At 63.3% G+C, this 17,229-nt stretch carries 15 protein-coding genes; 7 read left to right on the top strand and 8 right to left on the bottom strand.

The window, feature by feature from the left end; all coding sequences use genetic code 11:
- Window positions 1-12: 12 nt before the first annotated feature.
- The 6 genes from K1X15_RS08355 (at window position 13) to hflX (ending at window position 8,442) form a co-directional block, all read left to right on the top strand.
- Window positions 13-1,134 (top strand): two-component system sensor histidine kinase NtrB, encoded by a 1,122-nt coding sequence (locus K1X15_RS08355; protein WP_220307479.1) that lies wholly within the window; start codon window positions 13-15, stop codon window positions 1,132-1,134.
- Entirely contained in the window at window positions 1,131-2,579 is a 1,449-nt protein-coding gene (ntrC, locus tag K1X15_RS08350; protein ID WP_220307002.1) for a nitrogen regulation protein NR(I), read from the top strand. The genes K1X15_RS08355 and ntrC overlap by 4 nt, the downstream gene beginning before the upstream one ends.
- Before the next feature lie 338 nt (window positions 2,580-2,917).
- Entirely contained in the window at window positions 2,918-5,248 is a 2,331-nt protein-coding gene (locus K1X15_RS08345) for a sensor histidine kinase (RefSeq protein ID WP_220307001.1), read from the top strand.
- Window positions 5,248-6,630: a nitrogen assimilation response regulator NtrX gene (gene ntrX, locus K1X15_RS08340; protein WP_220307000.1), complete on the top strand. Its 1,383-nt coding sequence runs from the start codon at window positions 5,248-5,250 to the stop codon at window positions 6,628-6,630. Before K1X15_RS08345 ends, ntrX begins: the two co-directional genes overlap by 1 nt.
- 184 nt (window positions 6,631-6,814) lie before the next feature.
- Window positions 6,815-7,066 carry an RNA chaperone Hfq gene (gene hfq, locus K1X15_RS08335; RefSeq protein ID WP_220306999.1) on the top strand — a complete coding sequence of 84 codons (252 nt, stop codon included), beginning with the start codon at window positions 6,815-6,817 and terminating at the stop codon, window positions 7,064-7,066.
- A gap of 8 nt (window positions 7,067-7,074) precedes the next feature.
- Window positions 7,075-8,442, top strand: coding sequence for a GTPase HflX (gene hflX / locus K1X15_RS08330; protein WP_220306998.1), 1,368 nt, complete (start codon window positions 7,075-7,077; stop codon window positions 8,440-8,442).
- Between the two features lie 100 nt (window positions 8,443-8,542).
- Here the strand turns inward: hflX and mazG are convergent, their stop codons facing one another.
- Entirely contained in the window at window positions 8,543-9,352 is an 810-nt protein-coding gene (mazG, locus tag K1X15_RS08325) for a nucleoside triphosphate pyrophosphohydrolase (protein ID WP_220306997.1), read from the bottom strand.
- 219 nt (window positions 9,353-9,571) lie between these two features.
- Here mazG and K1X15_RS08320 point away from each other — a divergent pair, with 219 nt between their 5' ends.
- Entirely contained in the window at window positions 9,572-10,360 is a 789-nt protein-coding gene (locus K1X15_RS08320) for an EF-hand domain-containing protein (RefSeq protein ID WP_220306996.1), read from the top strand.
- 252 nt (window positions 10,361-10,612) lie between these two features.
- On the opposite strand, the gene K1X15_RS08315 is transcribed toward K1X15_RS08320, so the two are convergent.
- The 7 genes from K1X15_RS08315 to K1X15_RS08290 form a co-directional block, all read right to left on the bottom strand.
- Entirely contained in the window at window positions 10,613-10,930 is a 318-nt protein-coding gene (locus K1X15_RS08315) for a putative quinol monooxygenase (protein ID WP_240549695.1), read from the bottom strand.
- Between the two features lie 64 nt (window positions 10,931-10,994).
- Window positions 10,995-11,831: an MBL fold metallo-hydrolase gene (locus tag K1X15_RS08310; protein ID WP_220306995.1), complete on the bottom strand. Its 837-nt coding sequence runs from the start codon at window positions 11,829-11,831 to the stop codon at window positions 10,995-10,997.
- A gap of 4 nt (window positions 11,832-11,835) precedes the next feature.
- On the bottom strand, window positions 11,836-12,615 hold the full coding sequence (locus K1X15_RS08305) for a TatD family hydrolase (protein WP_220306994.1): 780 nt from the start codon (window positions 12,613-12,615) through the stop codon (window positions 11,836-11,838).
- 1 nt (window position 12,616) lies between these two features.
- The gene (gene metG, locus K1X15_RS08300) at window positions 12,617-14,167 is read right to left on the bottom strand and encodes a methionine--tRNA ligase (protein WP_240549694.1); all 1,551 of its coding nucleotides are present in this window, start codon (window positions 14,165-14,167) and stop codon (window positions 12,617-12,619) included.
- On the bottom strand, window positions 14,164-15,189 hold the full coding sequence (locus K1X15_RS21235; protein ID WP_240549693.1) for an AAA family ATPase: 1,026 nt from the start codon (window positions 15,187-15,189) through the stop codon (window positions 14,164-14,166). The genes metG and K1X15_RS21235 overlap by 4 nt, the downstream gene beginning before the upstream one ends.
- Window positions 15,186-15,872: a dTMP kinase gene (gene tmk, locus K1X15_RS08295; RefSeq protein WP_220306992.1), complete on the bottom strand. Its 687-nt coding sequence runs from the start codon at window positions 15,870-15,872 to the stop codon at window positions 15,186-15,188. Before tmk ends, K1X15_RS21235 begins: the two co-directional genes overlap by 4 nt.
- A gap of 195 nt (window positions 15,873-16,067) precedes the next feature.
- Window positions 16,068-17,216: a D-alanyl-D-alanine carboxypeptidase family protein gene (locus tag K1X15_RS08290; RefSeq protein ID WP_220306991.1), complete on the bottom strand. Its 1,149-nt coding sequence runs from the start codon at window positions 17,214-17,216 to the stop codon at window positions 16,068-16,070.
- Window positions 17,217-17,229 lie beyond the last annotated feature (13 nt).

Raw genomic sequence — 17,229 nt, 5'->3', positions numbered from 1 at the left:
AGCGCAGTTTTGATGGACGTGGATTCGGTGCCGGCGCGGGCGGTGTTGCAGGCCTTGCCGCAGCCGATCCTGGTGCTCGACGAGCAGCGGCGCATCCAGTTCGTCAATTATGCGGCGGAGGCCTTTTTCGGTGCTTCGCTGAGCGTGCTGACGCGCCAGTCGCTCGACGATCTCATTGCCTTCGGCTCGCCGATCATCTCGCTGGTCGAGACGGTGGCGCAGAGGCGGGCGCCGATGACCGAATATCGCGTGCGCGTTGGCTCCTCGCGCTTTGGCGACGAGCGCATCGCCGACGTCTTCGCGAGCCCCATCTCGGACACGGATGGCCGCGTGGCGGTGCTGATCCAGGAACGCACCATGGCCGACAAGATCGACCGGCAGATGGTATCGCGCGGGGCGGCACGTTCAGTGACCGGCCTGGCCTCAATGTTGGCCCATGAAATCAAGAACCCGCTTTCGGGTATCCGTGGCGCGGCGCAATTGCTCGAGCAGTCGGTGCCGGCCGAAGAGGTGCCCCTGGCGCGGCTGATCCGCGAAGAGACCGACCGCATTGTCGGGCTGATCGATCGGGTGGAAGTGTTCGGCGACGAACGGCCGATGGAGCGCGAGCCGATCAATATCCATGTCGTGCTCGACCGGGTGAAACTGCTTGCCCGCAACGGCGTGGCGCGCGGCATCACCTTCTACGAGGAATACGATCCCTCGCTGCCGCCGGTCTTCGGCAATCGCGACCAGCTGATCCAAATCTTCCTAAATCTGATCAAGAACGCATCAGAAGCCCTTGAACGGACACAGAAACCGGAGATCAAGCTGACGACGGCCTTCCGTCCGGGCATTCGCATCAGCGTGGCCGGGGTGGCCGAGCGCATCTCGCTGCCGCTCGAAATCGTCATCGAGGACAATGGGCCCGGCGTGCCGCCCGACATCCTGCCGTTCCTGTTCGACCCGTTCGTCACCACCAAGACCAATGGCTCGGGGCTCGGTCTGGCGCTGGTCGCCAAGATCGTTGGCGACCATGGCGGGGTGATCGATTGTGACAGCCGTCCGGGCCGTACGCGTTTCCGCATCCTGCTGCCGGTGGCCAGCGGGGCCTTCCAGAACAATGCCGACGCCGAAGAGGGTTCGACCATATGAGCCATGTCGTTCTGCTTGCCGATGACGACGCCGCCATCCGCATGGTGCTCAACCAGGCGCTGACCCGGGCCGGCTACGAGGTGCGGCCGACCGGCAACATCTCGACCATGTGGAACTGGGTCAGCCGCGGGGAAGGCGATATCCTGATCACTGACGTGGCCATGCCTGACGGCAATGCCTTCGAGGTGATGCCCAAGATCAAGAAGCTCCGCCCGGAGCTGCCGATGATCGTGATGAGCGCGCAGAACACCTTCATGACGGCGATCCGCGCCTCGGAAGTGGGTGCTTATGAATACCTGCCCAAGCCCTTCGACATTACCGAGGTGCTCTCGGTGGTCGCCCGGGCGCTGGCGGACGCCAAGAAGCCCACCAATGCCGAGCGCAAGGCCGAGGAGCCTGGCGAGACCATGCCTCTGGTGGGGCGCTCCACGGCGATGCAGGACATTTATCGGGCCCTGGCCCGGCTGATGCAGACCGATCTCACCGTGATGATCACCGGCGAGAGCGGCACCGGCAAGGAACTGGTGGCGCGGGCGCTGCACGATTTCGGCAAGCGCCGCAACGGCCCGTTCGTGGCCATCAACATGGCCGCCATTCCCCGCGACCTGATCGAAGCCGAACTGTTCGGGCATGAGAAGGGGGCCTTTACCGGCGCCAATACCCGGTCGTCCGGCCGCTTCGAGCAGGCCGAGGGCGGTACGCTGTTCCTCGACGAGATCGGCGACATGCCGATGGACGCCCAGACCCGCCTGCTGCGTGTGCTGCAGGAAGGCGAATACACCATGGTTGGTGGCCGCAATGCCATCAAGACCAATGTGCGCATCGTCGCGGCCACACATCGCGACCTCAGTCAGATGATCCGCCAGGGCCTGTTCCGCGAGGATCTCTATTATCGCCTCAACGTGGTGCCGATCCGTCTGCCGCCCCTGCGCGAGCGCATCGACGACATCACCGACCTGGTGCAGCATTTCCTGCGCCTGGCGCAACGCGAAGGCGAGCCGTCCAAGACCATATCGCCCGAAGCTATCCGGCTGATGCAGAACTATTCCTGGCCCGGCAATATCCGCGAGCTGGAAAACCTGGTGCGGCGGCTGTCGGCGCTCTATGCCGATGAGCAGATTTCGGCCGAGATCGTTCAGAACGAGCTCAACATTGTCGACCGCCCCTCGGTGAATGCCGCTTCCGGGCCGATGGACATCTCCATGGCCGTGGAGACGCATGTGGGCCAGCTGCTGCGCGAATATGAGCCGAACCTGCCGCCAGCCGGCATGTATCAGCGCGTCATCGACAAGGTCGAAGCGCCGCTGATCGCCATGGCCCTCAATGCCTGTGGCGGCAACCAGATCAAGGCGGCGGACCTCTTGGGGCTCAACCGCAATACGCTGCGCAAGAAGATTCGCACGCACAGCATCGAGATCGTCAAGCACAGCCGCAGGGGCGGGTAGGGGGCGGGCGCCTCGGACGCCGCCGCTGTCTGCTCCTGATCAGCCCCGCTATGACATCGGGCGTGCCATTCGAGGATAGTCCCTCGGCGACGAAGAACGGTCCCGTGTGTTCGTGCCATTCGAGCATAGCTCTCATGGCCTCGGCTGCGGAAAACGCTCCACCGGAGCGTTTTCGCGTCGCAGCCGAGTGTCACATTTTGGCAACAATTGTCTTGAAGGGTCGCCTGAATTGGGTCACGCTTCGCTTTCTCACGGGTTTTGCACCTATGTGATGGGCATTCGGGCAGGCCGGGAGGGCGCCTGAAAGGGCCGATAAAGCGAAGGAAATTGGGCAATATATGGCCGATCTGGTGTCAGCCAGCGACGAGGTTCGAAGCGACTCCGTGGCCGAATCCCGGCCGGGGCGCACCTTCTCGCGCATCCGGCAGAACCAGTCGCTGCGCGTGCTCGGATTCATCGTGGTCTTTGCCTCGGTGCTGATGTCGTCCGTGTCGTTCCTGATCCTGTCGGGCATCACCACTATCGAACCCTCGCCGGTGATCTGGACGGTCATCTGGATCGTCACCGGCCTCCTGGTGCTGCTGGTGATCGCCCTGGTGGTGACCGAGGCGGTGCTGCTGTTTCAGGCGCGGCTGCGCGGTGTACCGGGCGCAGGCCTGCAGGTGCGCATGGTGGCCATGTTTGCCTTCGTGGCGGCCGTGCCGGCGGCACTTGTCGCGGTGGTGGCAACGATCGCGCTCAACCAGGGGCTCGACCAATGGTTCTCCGAGCGCACCCGCGCCATGGTGGAAAGTTCGCGCCTGGTGGCGCGTTCCTACATGCTCGAACATGCGCAGGTGCTGCGTGACGACATCATCTGGGTGGCAACCGAACTGGAGCAGGCGCGTGCCACCTATGAGAACGAACCCGAACGCTTCGAGCGCATCCTGACGGCGCTGGCGGTCACGAGGTCCTTGCCATTCACCTCGCTGATCGACCACAGCGGGGAGACCCTGATGCGGGCGCAGATCAATGTCGCCGGCTCGTTCCCCAAACTGCCCGCGGGTGTCACCGACGGCGTGGTCGAGGGGATTCCCACGCCCATTGCGCCCGGGGCGACGCAGTTCGTCGGCTCGGTCATCAAGCTGCGCGGCTATACCGATACCTATCTGTTCGTGGCCCGGCCCGTTGATGCCGAAGTGCTTGAATATATGCGTCTAACCGACGAGAACATAACGGAATATCGCGAGTACGCTTCGAACCGCCTGGTGTTCCAGATCACCTTCACCATCATGTATGTCGGTCTTGCCGTGGTGCTGCTCCTCGCCGCGCTGTGGGTCGGCATCGCACTCGCCAACCGCTTCGTGGATCCAATCCGCAACTTGATGATCGCCTCGCGGCGGGTCAGCGCCGGAGACCTTGACGTGCAGGTGCCGGTGCAGGAGGGCAGGGGCGATTTGCGCGACCTCTCCAACGGCTTCAATCGCATGACGCAGCAGCTCAAGACCCAGCGGCTCGATCTGCTCAAGGCCAATGAGGTCAACGAGAAGCGCCGCCAGTTCACCGAAGCCGTGGTGGAGGGGGTGTCGGCCGGCATTATCGGTCTCGATCCCTATGGGGCCGTGACCCTGGTCAATGCCCGCGCCTGCGAGATGCTCGGGCGCACGGAAATCGAGCTCATGGGAGAAGCCATGGACAAGATCATGCCCGAAATCGGGCCCACGCTGGAAAAGGCGCGATCGGCGCGGCGGGGTCAGGTGCGTGACCAGATCCAGCTGGGCAATGAAACCGACCGCCGCATCTACCAGGTGCAGTTGACCCGTGAAGGGTCGATGACCGAGTCCAAGGGCTATGTGGTGACCTTCGATGACATCACCGATCTGGAATCGGCGCAGCGGACAAGCGCCTGGGCCGATGTGGCCCGCCGCATTGCCCATGAAATCAAGAACCCGCTGACCCCGATCCAGCTCTCGGCCGAACGCCTGCGCCGCCGCTATGGCGGCAAGCTCGAGGACGATCGGGAGGTTTTCGACAAATGCATCAACACCATTGTGCGCCAGGTGGGCGATATCGGGCGGATGGTCGACGAGTTTTCCGCCTTTGCGCGTATGCCCGAATCCGCGCCGGAGATGGCCGACCTCAGTGACACCATCCGCCAGGCGGTCTTCCTCGAAAGCGTGCGGCTTCCCGAGGTCTCCATCGTGACGCTGCTCCCCGAGGCGGCGATTGCCGCCTGGTTCGACGCGCGGCTGGTGTCGCAGTCGCTGACCAATTTGATCAAGAACGCCGTCGAGGCGTTCGAGGGCATTCCCCTTTCGCCAGACTGGCAACCCACCATCACGGTGGAGGCCCATGTCGAAGGCAACCATGCCCGGGTGTCGGTGTCTGACAATGGCAAGGGCTGGCCTTCGGACAACCGGCAAAGACTGCTGGAGCCCTATATGACCACGCGGGAAAAGGGGACCGGGCTGGGCCTGGCGATTGTCGCCCGCATCATCGAGCAGCACGGTGGGATCGTCGAGTTGATCGACGCCGACCCCGATGCGCAGGGCAGGGTGGGGGCATGCGTGACCTTCACGCTTCCTTTGCATTCCCCTGCAATGAGCACCATCGAGACAGGAACCGCCCTTGCGGATGAAAATCCTGCCCAGGAGGAGGAGCCGCAGCTGCCTGCGGTTGTTCACAAGTAATGGCTTTAGACATTCTGATCATCGACGACGAGGACGACATCCGCGATCTCATCGCGGGCATTCTCGAGGACGAAGGCTACGAGGCGCGACAAGCACACGATGCCGATAGCGGGCTCAACGAAATCGCCCGGCGCAGGCCGAGCCTGGTGTTTCTCGACATCTGGATGCAGGGGTCCCGGCTGGACGGCTTGCAACTCCTGGACGTGTTCCAGAGCCAACATCCGGACATGCCGGTCGTCATGATCTCCGGGCACGGCAATGTGGAAACGGCGGTGTCGGCGATCCGGCGCGGGGCTTATGACTATATCGAAAAGCCCTTCAAGATCGACCGGTTGCTGCATGTGACGCAGCGGGCCATGGAAGCCACGCGCCTGCGCAACGAGGTTGCCGAGCTCAAGGAGCGCTCGGCCAGCAAGAGTGTCGAGATGGTCGGTACCTCGCCGGCCCTGCAGCAGGTCCGCGGGATCATCGAGAAATCGGCGCCCACCAATTCGCGCATCTTCGTGTCCGGGCCGTCCGGTGCCGGCAAGGGTCTGGTGGCCCGCCAGATTCATCTGCGCAGCCCGCGCGCCAATGCCCCCTTTGTCGAGATCAACGCTTCGCTCTATGCCCCCGATGAGGTGCCCGTGGTGCTGTTTGGCCGCGAAGCACGGGACAAGACAGGCCTGCTGAAAGTGGAAGTGGGGGCGCTGGAGCGGGCCCATGGCGGCACGCTCTACCTGTCGGAAGTCACGACGCTGCCACAACAGGTGCAGACCACCCTGCTGCGGACGCTTGTGGAAAACCGGTTCAACCGCGTCGGGGGCACCCAGGCCGTGCCGATCGACGTGCGCATCATCTCGTCCAGCTCGCAGAACGTGGCGGCCCAGGTCGAGGCGGGCGAGTTCCGCTCCGACCTGTTCCACCGGCTTTCCATCGTGCCTCTGCCGCTGACGCCATTGCGAGAGCGGCGCGAAGACGTGCCGCCGCTGGTTTCGGTGTTCATCGAGCAGGTGTGCCGCATGCACAATCTGCAGCGCCTGACCATCGGCGACGACGCCATGGCGGTGCTGCAGGCGCAGGAATGGCCCGGCAATGCGCGCCAGCTGCGCAATTCGCTCGAACGCCTGCTGATCCTGATGAAGGACCAGCAGCCCGAGAATGGCGTGATCACCGCGGCCATGCTGCCTTCCGACATCGGCGAAGTGCTGCCCACCGTGGGCGACACCGATGCCTCAGCCCATCTGATGAGCCTGCCCCTGCGCGAGGCCCGCGAAGTGTTCGAGCGGCAATATCTGCTGGCCCAGATCGAGCGGTTTGGTGGCAACATTTCCAAGACCGCAGAGTTCGTGGGCATGGAGCGCAGCGCCCTGCACCGCAAGATCAAGTCACTGGGGCTCTGAAAAAGTTATGAAAATAGCCCCCTGCCATGCAATGGCGGCGGGTAGGCAGTTGGGCGCAAACGTGCCATAGTGCATTAGATATGATAAATCGGGCATCGGGGGCTGGGCGGCAGTCCTTCGGGGTCCGGACGCAAGTTTTTGCGGAAACAACAGCGACAATGAAGCCGCGGCAAAGAGGCCACAAATGGCTAGCGAAAAGCAGCAAAACCTGCAGGATTCCTTCCTTAATCACGTCAGAAAGCAGAAAGTCCCCGTCACCATCTTCCTGGTGAACGGCGTCAAGCTGCAGGGTGTCATCACCTGGTTCGACAATTTCTGCCTGCTGTTGCGTCGTGACGCGCAGTCGCAACTGGTCTATAAGCACGCGATCTCCACCATCATGCCCGGCGCGCCGATCCAGCTGTTCGACCCCGAGCAGAACACAGATCACGACTGACGCCATATATGGACGATTTTGACGACGAGGCGGGCGCCCAGCCGGGCGGCCCGAAGCCCTATATCGATCGGCGGGAGCAGCCGACGCGAACGGGGCTCGTTTGTCCAGATGTCCGCGGCAAGTCATCCTATCACAGCATCGAAGCGCGGCAGGCCGAGTTCGAAGGCCTGGCCGGGGCCATCCGTCTCGACATTGTCTTTTCGGAGGTGGTCAAGGTGCGCGAAATCCGGCCTGCCACCTATCTGGGCGCCGGCCATGTCGCGAGCCTGGCTGACAAGGTCAAGGCCGAGCAGATCGAACTGCTGCTGGTCGATGCGGCGCTGACGCCGATCCAGCAACGCAATCTCGAGCGCGAGACCGGCACCAAGGTGCTCGATCGGACGGCGCTGATCCTCGAAATCTTCGGGGAGCGTGCAGCGACGCGCGAAGGCGTTTTGCAGGTCGAGCTTGCCCATCTCAATTACCAGAAGGGCCGGCTGGTCCGATCCTGGACACACCTTGAGCGCCAGCGCGGCAGCGGCGGCACCGGCTTCATGGGCGGCCCGGGCGAAACCCAGATCGAAAGCGACCGCCGGCAGATCACCGAGCGCATCGTGCTGCTCGAGGACCGGCTGGAAAAGGTCAAGAAGACCCGTGAGCAGCAGCGCCGTCAGCGCACCAAGGCACTGATCCCGGTCGTGGCCCTCGTAGGCTACACCAATGCCGGAAAATCAAGCCTGTTCAACGTGTTGACCGGGGCAGGGGTGTTCGCCGAAGACCTGTTGTTCGCCACGCTGGACACGACCGTTCGCAAGATTGCGCTGCCGCATGGCCGCGAGGCGATGCTGAGCGACACGGTGGGTTTCGTTGCCGACCTGCCGCACGACCTGGTGGCAGCTTTCCGCGCTACGCTGGAAGAGGTGGTGGACGCAGACATCATCCTGCATGTGCGCGACATCGCCAATCCGGACCACGCCGCCCAGGCGCAGGACGTCTTGAGCGTGCTCGAGGAACTCGGAGTATCCTCGGAGGTCACGCCGATCATCGAGGTCTGGAACAAGATCGACCTGCTCGAAGAACCCGGGCTGTCGCTGGCCTCGGCGGCGCCGGCAGGCAAGGTGATGGCCACGATGCCGGTTTCGGCGCATACGGGCGAGGGGCTCGATGCCCTCAAGCTGGCGATCGAGCGGATATTGGGCGAGCAGAGCCGAACCTATCACGTGCATGTGCCGCACAGCGCCGGCGCCGATATCGGCTGGCTGCACAGCAATGCCGAGGTGATATCACGGGACGAACCGACCGAAACCGGCTCCGACTTCGTGGTGCGCGTCGATCCGCGCCATCGCGCGGCATTCCTCGAACGCTTCAACGGCCGGATCGCGGTGTCGGACCTTTAGAGCGCTTTCAGCAATAGTGGACACCACTATTGCGGTTCGAAAGCGTGAAAAAACAAAGAGATAGAGCTCCCGTTCTGAGTGAAACAGAACGGGAATCGCTCTAGGCCTTGTCGCGGGCCCGGACTTCATTCCAATAGCCATCCAGCCGATCCAGCCCCGCAGATGACGGTTCGATGCCGTCTTCGCGGCAGCGGGCTTCCACATAGTGAAAACGCCGGGTGAACTTCGAGTTCGCGTCGCGAAGGGCGGCTTCGGGATCGACGCCGGCCTTGCGGGCCAGGTTCGCCACGGCAAAGAGCAGGTCGCCGATTTCTTCGCGTACTGCGGCCTCGTCGCCGGTCGCTTCCGCCTCGGCGACTTCGGCCAGTTCTTCTTCCACCTTGGCGCGCACGGCGGGCAGGTCGGGCCAATCGAAGCCGACCTTGGCGGCGCGCTTGGTGAGCTTTTCGGCCCGGGCAAGGGCAGGGAGCACCTGTGGCACGTCATCGAGGATGGAGGGCGCGGCGTCGCCCTTGCGCGCGGCCTTGGCGGCGCGCTCGCGGACCTTGATGGCTTCCCAGCGGTTCTGGGCGTCGTCGGCGCCGTCGGCGACCACATCGCCAAACACATGCGGGTGGCGGCGGATCAGTTTTTCGGTGATGGCCTCGACGACATCGCCGATATCGAAGTGACCGGCCTCCTTGGCCATCTGGGCGTGGTAGATGGGCTGCAGCAGCAGGTCGCCCAGTTCCTCGCGTAAATCGGCGAAATCCTCGCGCTCGATCGCGTCCGCCACCTCATAGGCCTCCTCGATGGTGTAGTGGCGAATGGAGCGGAAATCCTGTTCGAGATCCCATGGACAGCCGCCGTCCGGATTGCGCAGGGCGGCCATGATCTCGATCAGGCGGGAAATGTCGCGGGATGGCTGCATGGGGAACTCGCCGGATATTGAATCGCTGGGCGCACCATAGCGGCTCGCCATCGCTGCGGCAGGGGTGAAAATTGCCCCTTTGCCGGAAAATTCTGCCGCCGGGCACCTTGGTCCGTCGCCTCATCCTGTTGAAATTGTTACTTTTCCTGCGGTTTTCGAGGTCTGGCGATGGCACGGGGATTGCTTGGTGCGGGGGATTGGTACGGAAGGACACGTGGCATGAACATAGATGCGACCAACGGCTCCCTGCGCCTGGAACTGGTCGAGCGGCTGTTTCAACGCGCGGACCTCGATCGAAATCAGGCACTTTCGGTTGAGGAAATGGCTGCCTTTGTGCCCAGGGAGGTAGCGGGAGATGCGCAGTCGATCGTCAGTGGCCACGACGAAGACGGCGACGGCCAGCTATCGGCTGCCAAGTTTGCCGGAGGCATTCTGGCGGCGCAAACCCTGCAGGAACTGATGAGCGTGCAGGAATATCGTGATGCTGGGCGGAGCGAACGCCAGGCCGACGACTTGAAGGCGGTCAATGCCTTGTTCGCGCGGGCCGACGTCGATGGAGACGGCCTGCTGAGCGAAGAAGAACTCGCGGCCGACAGGGCCATCCAGTTCGCCCAAGCGCTCGATGAGGGCGCCGACGTGCCCCAGCACATGTTCGCGGTCCGCCGTGATGGCGCAGGCGACGGCCAGTACGGCAGGGACGACATCATGGTCGGGCGACGGCTGACCGATATTGCCGATGCGGTGCGGCTTGACGATCGCGCCGTGCTGGTGACGCAGTTCGTGTCTGAACAGCCGGCGACACCGGCTGCCGACCCCATGCCAGTGTCACCGGAAACGAAGGACGTCGCAGAAGCCGAACCGGCGGACGCGCAAGAGCCACCGGCTATTGCAGACGTTCTGCGGGAACATGTTCGTATGGCTGAAATGTCGGATGTCCTGATTGCGCGGCTCATCCAGATGCTGGGGGCGGCGGATCGGGGAACACCCGAAATCGATCATCAGGCCTGACGGGCGATAGCAATAGTGCCGCCTGGCTGGGGCAGAGGTGTCTTCGACGCCTAAAGACATCCAACGCTTGCGGTCGACCCAATGCCGGCGGCCGACCCAATGCCTGCAGCCGATCGATCAAGCCGTGTGCCATTCACCTCCTGCCATCTGTGATTCGCATAATATATATTATGGAACTTTCGTAATTGGCATTCCTGCGGAGATCAGACCTCTTTTGACGGAGCACGGCGTTTGCGCCCGCTGGTCAAGGTCTCAGGCTCCCCGGCCGAGCGACGTGAGGAATGTCAGGATGGATTGCGGCTCGATGATCAGCTCCTGCAATCGTGTGTTGAACGTCGCGCCATAGTCAGCGGCGATGTGATCCTCGAACGCCTGCCGATCACGGTAGATCTCATAGACCACAAACTTTGCCGGGTTTTCCGTCTGCCGGTAGCAATCGAAAGCAATATTGCCCGGCTCCTGCCTCACCTTGGTGGCGAGGCCGTCGAGCAATGACGCAACGCGCTCCTCCTCACCGGCGCGCGCGGTGAATTCGGCGATGAGAACGATCTGCGATTTTGAAGCGGTCAATTGCCTGAACTCCATTGCCGGGGCCCAAGGTTTCATGGACGATCCGGAGGACCGCCGTGCCTTGTCAGCGGTTGAGGATGCGCCCCGTATTCACGTCAATCTGCATACCGTCAAAGGCTGGCGTCACATTGCCCGGCGTTTCCGCATCGGTCCTGCGATAGTCGAGATCGATATGCATATTGGTGAGCACCGCCTGGCGCGGTGCGAAACGCTCGATCAGTTCCAGCGTTTCAGGCAAGCTCAGATGGCTCGGATGCGGCGTCGGGCGCAGCGCATCGACGATCCAGATGTCCAGTCCACTCAGTGCCTTATGCGCGCTTTCCGGCACCGCGGACAGATCGCAGCAATAGGCCAATCCGCCGATGCGATAGCCGAAGGCCATGATGTCGCCATGTACGAGCGCGAACGCCGCGAGCGACAGCGTTCCGCCAGGCCCCGTGATTTCGAGAATGTCGCCATCGGCGATCTCATGGGCGTTCAGGATCGGCGGATAGGAACTGCCGGGCGGCGTTGAAAAGCAATAGCCGAAGGCCTCGCGCAGGCGCGTGCCGCATTCGCGGGAGAAATAGACGTCGACACGACGGCGATTGTGCAGCGCCAGCACGCGCAGATCGTCGATGCCGTGCGTGTGGTCGGCATGCTCATGGGTATAGAGCACGGCGTCCACCCGATCGACGCCGGCGTCGAGAAGCTGCTCGCGCAAATCGGCGCCAGTATCGATCAGGACCCGTGTGGGTTCGGCGACACCATCCGTCCAGCCTTCGAGCAGAAGTGCGCAGCGCCGGCGGCGATTGCGGCGCTCATGCGGATCGCAGGCGCCCCAGTCATTGCCGATACGCGGCACGCCGCCGGACGATCCGCAGCCCAGAATGGTCGCGATGATCCGGTCCGGAGCGGCCACTGTGCTATCTCACGCCGGTCTTGGAAAACAGGCGCCCGAAATTGGCGGTCGTTTCCGCGCCGAGCTGCTCCAGCGAAATGCCGCGTACATCCGCCAGCTTCTCGGCGGTATGGCGCACAAAGCTCGGCTCGTTGGATTGGCCGCGATGCGGGATCGGCGCCAGATATGGCGCGTCGGTCTCGACCAGATAGCGGTCTGCCGGCACAATCTTGGCGACCTCGCGGATTTCCTCGGCATTCTTGAAAGTGATGATGCCGGAGAACGACACATAGCCGCCCAGGGCCAGCGCCCGCTGCGCCAGATCCATGCCGGCGGTGAAGCAGTGCAGCACAAAGGGGAAGGCCCCCTGCCCGGCTTCTTCCTCAAGGATGGCCGCCATGTCATCGTCGGCCTGGCGGCTGTGGATAACCAGTGGAAGACCGGTGATCCGCGCCGCCGCGATATGACGGCGCAGGCCTTTGGCCTGGGCATCGCGCGGGGCGTTGTCGTAGAAATAGTCGAGGCCGGCCTCGCCGATGGCAACGCAGCGCGGATGGGCACTTAGCCGGACAAGATCATCCGTTTCGATATGCAGCTCTTCATGCGCATTGTGCGGATGCGTGCCGACGGAGCACCAGACGTTCGCAAAACGTTCCGCAAGGTCCGCATATGTGGAAAAGTTCTCCACACGTGTGGAAATCGTCACCATGCCGGTGACACCCGCGGCGGCGGCGCGCGCCATCACCCCGTCCAGATCGGCGGAGAGCGCCTCGAAATCGAGATGGCAATGGCTATCGATCAGCATGTCACTCGGCCGGTTTCTCTAGTCGGGCAAAAACGCCCTGCGGCGCGGGCAGTTCGGTGCCCGGCACCAGGGCATTGGCCAGTTGAGCGGCGGCCAGGGTCCGCTCGTCCTGCGGCACGACCAACTGATCAAGCAGCCGCGCTGCCGAAGCCGGCACGAAGGCGAGCATGGGGATGGCCAGCCGCCGCACGGTATCGGCGGTGACATAGAGCACGGTCGCCATGCGGGCCGGATCGGTCTTCTTGAGCGCCCAGGGTTCCTGGCCGGCGAAGTAATTGTTGGCCGAACTCAGCGCGCCGATGATGGCGCCGGTCGCCTCATGGATCAATTGCTGATCCATGGCCTTCTGCGCCGCGGCAATGGCCTCGCTCACTTCGGCGATGATCGCATTGTCGGCATCGGCCAGCGGGCCCGGCTCGGGCACCTTCGCCTCGCAGTTCTTGTTGATCATGGACAGCGAGCGCTGGGCCAGATTGCCAAGATTGTTGGCGAGGTCGGCATTGACGCGGTTGACCAGCTTTTCGTGGCTATAGTCGCCGTCATTGCCGAAGGAGACTTCGCGCAGGAAGAAGTAGCGGACGGCATCGGCGCCAAAGGTTTCCACCAGTTCGAACGGGTCGATGACGTTGCCCAGCGACTTGCTCATCTTCTGGCCGTCCACGGTGAGGAAGCCGTGGGCGAAGACGCGATGTTGCACCGGCAGGCCGGCGCTCATCAGGAAGGCGGGCCAATAGACTGTATGGAAGCGGATGATGTCCTTGCCGATGACATGCAGGTCGGCCGGCCAGAATTTCCTGAACAGCTCGCTCTGCTCGTCGGGATAGCCAACGCCGGTGATGTAATTGGTCAGCGCATCGACCCACACATACATCACATGCCCGGGCGCGTCGGGCACCGGAACACCCCAGTCAAAAGTGGTGCGGGAGACAGAAAGGTCCTGCAGGCCGCTCTTGACGAAGGAAATGATCTCGTTGCGCCGCTCCTTGGGGGCGATGAAATCGGGATTGGCCTCGTAGAGATCGAGCAGCTTCTGCTGATAGGCGGACAGGCGGAAGAAAAAGGTGGGCTCCTCCACCCATTCGACCTCGGCCCCGGACGGCGCATATTTCTTGCCGTCCTTTTCGGTCAGCTCGTCTTCGTCGAAATAGGCTTCGTCGCGCACCGAATACCAGCCCTTGTAGGTGGACTGGAAGATGTCGCCATTGTGGCTCGCGGCCATCTTCTTCCAGATGGCCTGCACGGACTCATAGTGCCGCTGTTCGGTGGTGCGGATGAAATCATCGTTCGACAGGTTAAGGTCCGCCGCCAGGCGCTTGAATTCGCCAGCATTCCGGTCGGCAAGCTCGCGAACGGGGATACCTTCCTTGGCCGCTGTCTGCACCATTTTGATGCCGTGCTCGTCCGTGCCGGTGAGGAAATAGACATCCCTGCCCTCCAGCCGCTTCCAGCGGGCGATGGCGTCGGTCGCAATCATCTCATAGGCGTGCCCGATATGGGGCGCGCCATTGGGATAGGAGATTGCGGTCGTGACGTAGAAGGGCTTGGCGGTCATGCTGGCTCGGCGGGATTGGCGATGAGGGCGCAGTGCTTCCTTATGGCGTCGAAAATCACCACCAGCGTCTGTTTCATGTCGAGGTTGACGCTGTCGGCTTCGCCCAGAAGTGCGCCTGCCTTCTCCCATAGCTCGGTTGCCGAGGCAAGCCGCCTGCGTCCGCCGGGTTGCATGGCGGCATCCCGCATTTCGCCGGCCAGCCAGTCGTTGAGGATTTCACGGGCAAAGGACATGTCGGCGCCCTGCGGGTCGCTGCCAAGGGCGTCGGCCAGTTGCAGTTCGGCGGCAATGGGCGCGGCGTCGGGCTGGCGCAACCACAGCAGCAGGGCTCCGACTGGAGAATTCTCAGCGAGAGACAGGGTTTCGAAGGCGCGGCGGGGTCGCCCCCCGGCCAGCTGGATGGCCCGATCGAGCGTCGCCTGGTCGAGGTCAGGCAGGCTCTGGGAAACGACCCTGGCAACCAGGTCATCGGCCAGCGGTCGCAGCGCCAGGTTGTGACAGCGCGAGCGGATAGTGGGGAGCAGCTGCCCTGGCCGATGGGAGATCAGGAAGAAGGTCGTGTCGGCCGGCGGCTCCTCGAGCGTCTTGAGCAAGGCGTTGGCGGCCGAAGGATTGCAATCGTCAATGCTGTCGAGGATGGCGATGCGGTGCCCTGCCCGCCCCCGCGTATGATGCAGGGACTCACGCAGATCGCGCACGTCTTCGACGCGGATCACCGAGTAATAGCCCTTGCTGTCCTTCAGCCGCCGCCGCAGCACGGACAAATTGGGGTGTGACAGCGCGGCGACCTGTTCGCGGACCCGCACCGGCTCCTCGTCGCCGGTGGCAATGAGGATGGCCGTGGCCAGTTCGAAGGCCAGGGTCGCCTTGCCGATCCCCTGCGGCCCATGCAGCATGATGGCGCCGGGCAAGCGGTGCTCTTCGAGCTGCGCGAGGATGGCGGCGCGGGCGGTGTCATGGCCCATGGCCACCTGCCGCTGCTCGGGCAGCGGCAGGTCAGGGAGTGCGGAGGGGTCGGTCACGCGACCGGCCTGCCCTGGAGTTCAGGAAAGCGCGCGCTGACGACGTTCCAGATGGCTGCCTCGAGCCTTTCCTCGTCCTGCTCGGCAGAGATGACGACGCAGCGGTCAGCATTGTTGCTGGCAATGTCGAGAAAATTCTCGCGCAGCCGGCGATGCCACTCGATCTCTTCCTTCTCGAAGCGATCGCCGGTGAGCTGCAGGCCATCTTCGAGTGCTCGTTGCTTAACCCGGCGGAAGGCAATTTCCGGGTCCATGTCGAGCACTATGGTCAGATCCGGCGTGTGGCCGTCGAGTGCGAGGTTTTCGAGGGCGTCGATCAGGCGATCGTCCACGCCCCCGGTCAGGCCCTGATAGGCGCGCGTCGAGTCGCAGAAGCGGTCCGAGATTACCCAGGTGCCCTTGGAGAGATTGGGAGCAATGAGCTGGTTGACGTGGTCCAGCCGGGCCGCGGCGAACAGCACGGCTTCGGCGCCGGCGCCCCAGGCCTCGGAGCGGCCCTGCAGGATGAAGGAGCGGATGGCCTCGGCCTTGGGTGTGCCCCCGGGCTCGCGGGTGCGCACCGCCTCGATGGCATGGTGAGCCAGATTGTTCAGCAGGCGACGCACCTGGGTGGACTTGCCGACACCTTCCCCGCCTTCAAAGGTAATGAAGCGGGCTGGACGGCGATTGGGCGCTTCAAGCATGGGCAGGCGATTCCTTGGTCATCTGTCCTTTTAGAGCACCGCGCCCGGTGCGAAAAGACTGGTGATGCTCACGCTGCTTCACGCGAGCCGGCCGTTGAGCCGCAAGGCAGCCGGCCAAGCCAGCCACTCAGGCATAGCCTTCGCGGCCTTTGCGCCTAAATTCGCTCTACCGGAGCGAATTTGCCTGCGGCCGGCTCAAAGCCAGCCAAGCGCCAGTTGCTTGAGTGCATCCGTCGCCCGACGCACCAGATCACCTTGCCCGACGCTCTCGGCGGCATAGAGCGGCGCCGACTGCACGAGCTGGTCGTTACAATAAACTCGCAACTCGGCAATCTTGTCGCCGGCGTTTATGGGTGGCAAGAGCGGGCTCGTATAGTTGACCGTGGCCGTGAGGCACTGGCGCGAACCGCGTGGCAGATAGAGGGCGATTTCGCCCTTGCCCACCAGTCCTACGCTGGGCGTCTCGCCGCCATAGACATCGGCATAGGCGACGATCTGACCTTCGGCATAGGGGGTGAAGCGCTCGAAAGCGCGCGCGCCCCAGGTCAGGAGCTTGCGGGCTTCCTCGGTGCGTTCCCGCATGGACGTCAGGCCGTGCACAACGGCGATCAGGCGACGATCGCCCTGGTCGGTGGAGGTCACTGAGCCGTAGCCGGCCGCTTCGGTGTGGCCGGTCTTGAGCCCATCGACGCCGATACCCATTTCGACCAGTGAATTGCGATTGGCCTGGTTGATGCCATTCCACTCCATCTCGGGCTCCGAGAAGTAGTGATAGTATTCGGGGAATTCCTCGATGAGGTAGCGCGCCAGTTCGGCCAGGTCGCGGGCCGTCGAATACATGTCCGGGTCCGGCAGGCCGGTGGGATTGGTGAAATGCGATCCGCTGAGCCCGATATTGGCCGCCAGCTCATTCATCATGATCGCGAACGTCCCCTCGGACCCCGCAATGCCTTCCGCCAGGACAATGGCGGCGTCATTGCCGGACTGGATGATGACCGAGCGGATAAGGTCTTCCACGCGGATCTGGGAGTTGAGTTCGGCAAACATGGTCGAGCCGCCGGACGAGGCGCCGCCCGTACGCCAGGCATGCTCGGAGACAAAGAACTCGTCATCAAGGCTGACCCGCCCTGCCCTGATCTCGTTGAAGACCACGGCCAGGGTCATGAGCTTGGCCATCGAGGCGGGTTCGAGCTGGTCGTCCGCCTGCTTCTGGTAGATGACCGTGCCGGACTCGTTGTCCATGAGCACCGCAAAGCGCGCCTTGGTGTCAAATTCGGCTTGTGCCGCCGCCTGTCCGGCCAGGAGCAGGAAGGTGACAATGGCGATCAACGCTTTCACGGGCATTCCCTTGCGACTA

It is taken from the genome of Devosia salina, assembly GCF_019504385.1.
GTDB lineage: Bacteria > Pseudomonadota > Alphaproteobacteria > Rhizobiales > Devosiaceae > Devosia > Devosia salina.
This window is presented reverse-complemented; position numbering and strand designations above follow the sequence as displayed.

Bases quoted from the DNA above. Each gene is read 5' to 3' on its own strand.
- mazG (WP_220306997.1), bottom strand. From the start codon at position 9,352: ATGCAGCCATCCCGCGACATTTCCCGCCTGATCGAGATCATGGCCGCC.
- metG (WP_240549694.1), bottom strand. From the start codon at position 14,167: ATGACCGCCAAGCCCTTCTACGTCACGACCGCAATCTCCTATCCCAAT.
- hfq (WP_220306999.1), top strand. From the start codon at position 6,815: ATGGCTAGCGAAAAGCAGCAAAACCTGCAGGATTCCTTCCTTAATCAC.
- ntrC (WP_220307002.1), top strand. From the start codon at position 1,131: ATGAGCCATGTCGTTCTGCTTGCCGATGACGACGCCGCCATCCGCATG.
- K1X15_RS08290 (WP_220306991.1), bottom strand. From the start codon at position 17,216: ATGCCCGTGAAAGCGTTGATCGCCATTGTCACCTTCCTGCTCCTGGCC.
- K1X15_RS08305 (WP_220306994.1), bottom strand. From the start codon at position 12,615: ATGCTGATCGATAGCCATTGCCATCTCGATTTCGAGGCGCTCTCCGCC.
- ntrX (WP_220307000.1), top strand. From the start codon at position 5,248: ATGGCTTTAGACATTCTGATCATCGACGACGAGGACGACATCCGCGAT.
- K1X15_RS08320 (WP_220306996.1), top strand. From the start codon at position 9,572: ATGAACATAGATGCGACCAACGGCTCCCTGCGCCTGGAACTGGTCGAG.
- hflX (WP_220306998.1), top strand. From the start codon at position 7,075: ATGGACGATTTTGACGACGAGGCGGGCGCCCAGCCGGGCGGCCCGAAG.
- K1X15_RS08345 (WP_220307001.1), top strand. From the start codon at position 2,918: ATGGCCGATCTGGTGTCAGCCAGCGACGAGGTTCGAAGCGACTCCGTG.
- K1X15_RS08355 (WP_220307479.1), top strand. From the start codon at position 13: ATGGACGTGGATTCGGTGCCGGCGCGGGCGGTGTTGCAGGCCTTGCCG.
- tmk (WP_220306992.1), bottom strand. From the start codon at position 15,872: ATGCTTGAAGCGCCCAATCGCCGTCCAGCCCGCTTCATTACCTTTGAA.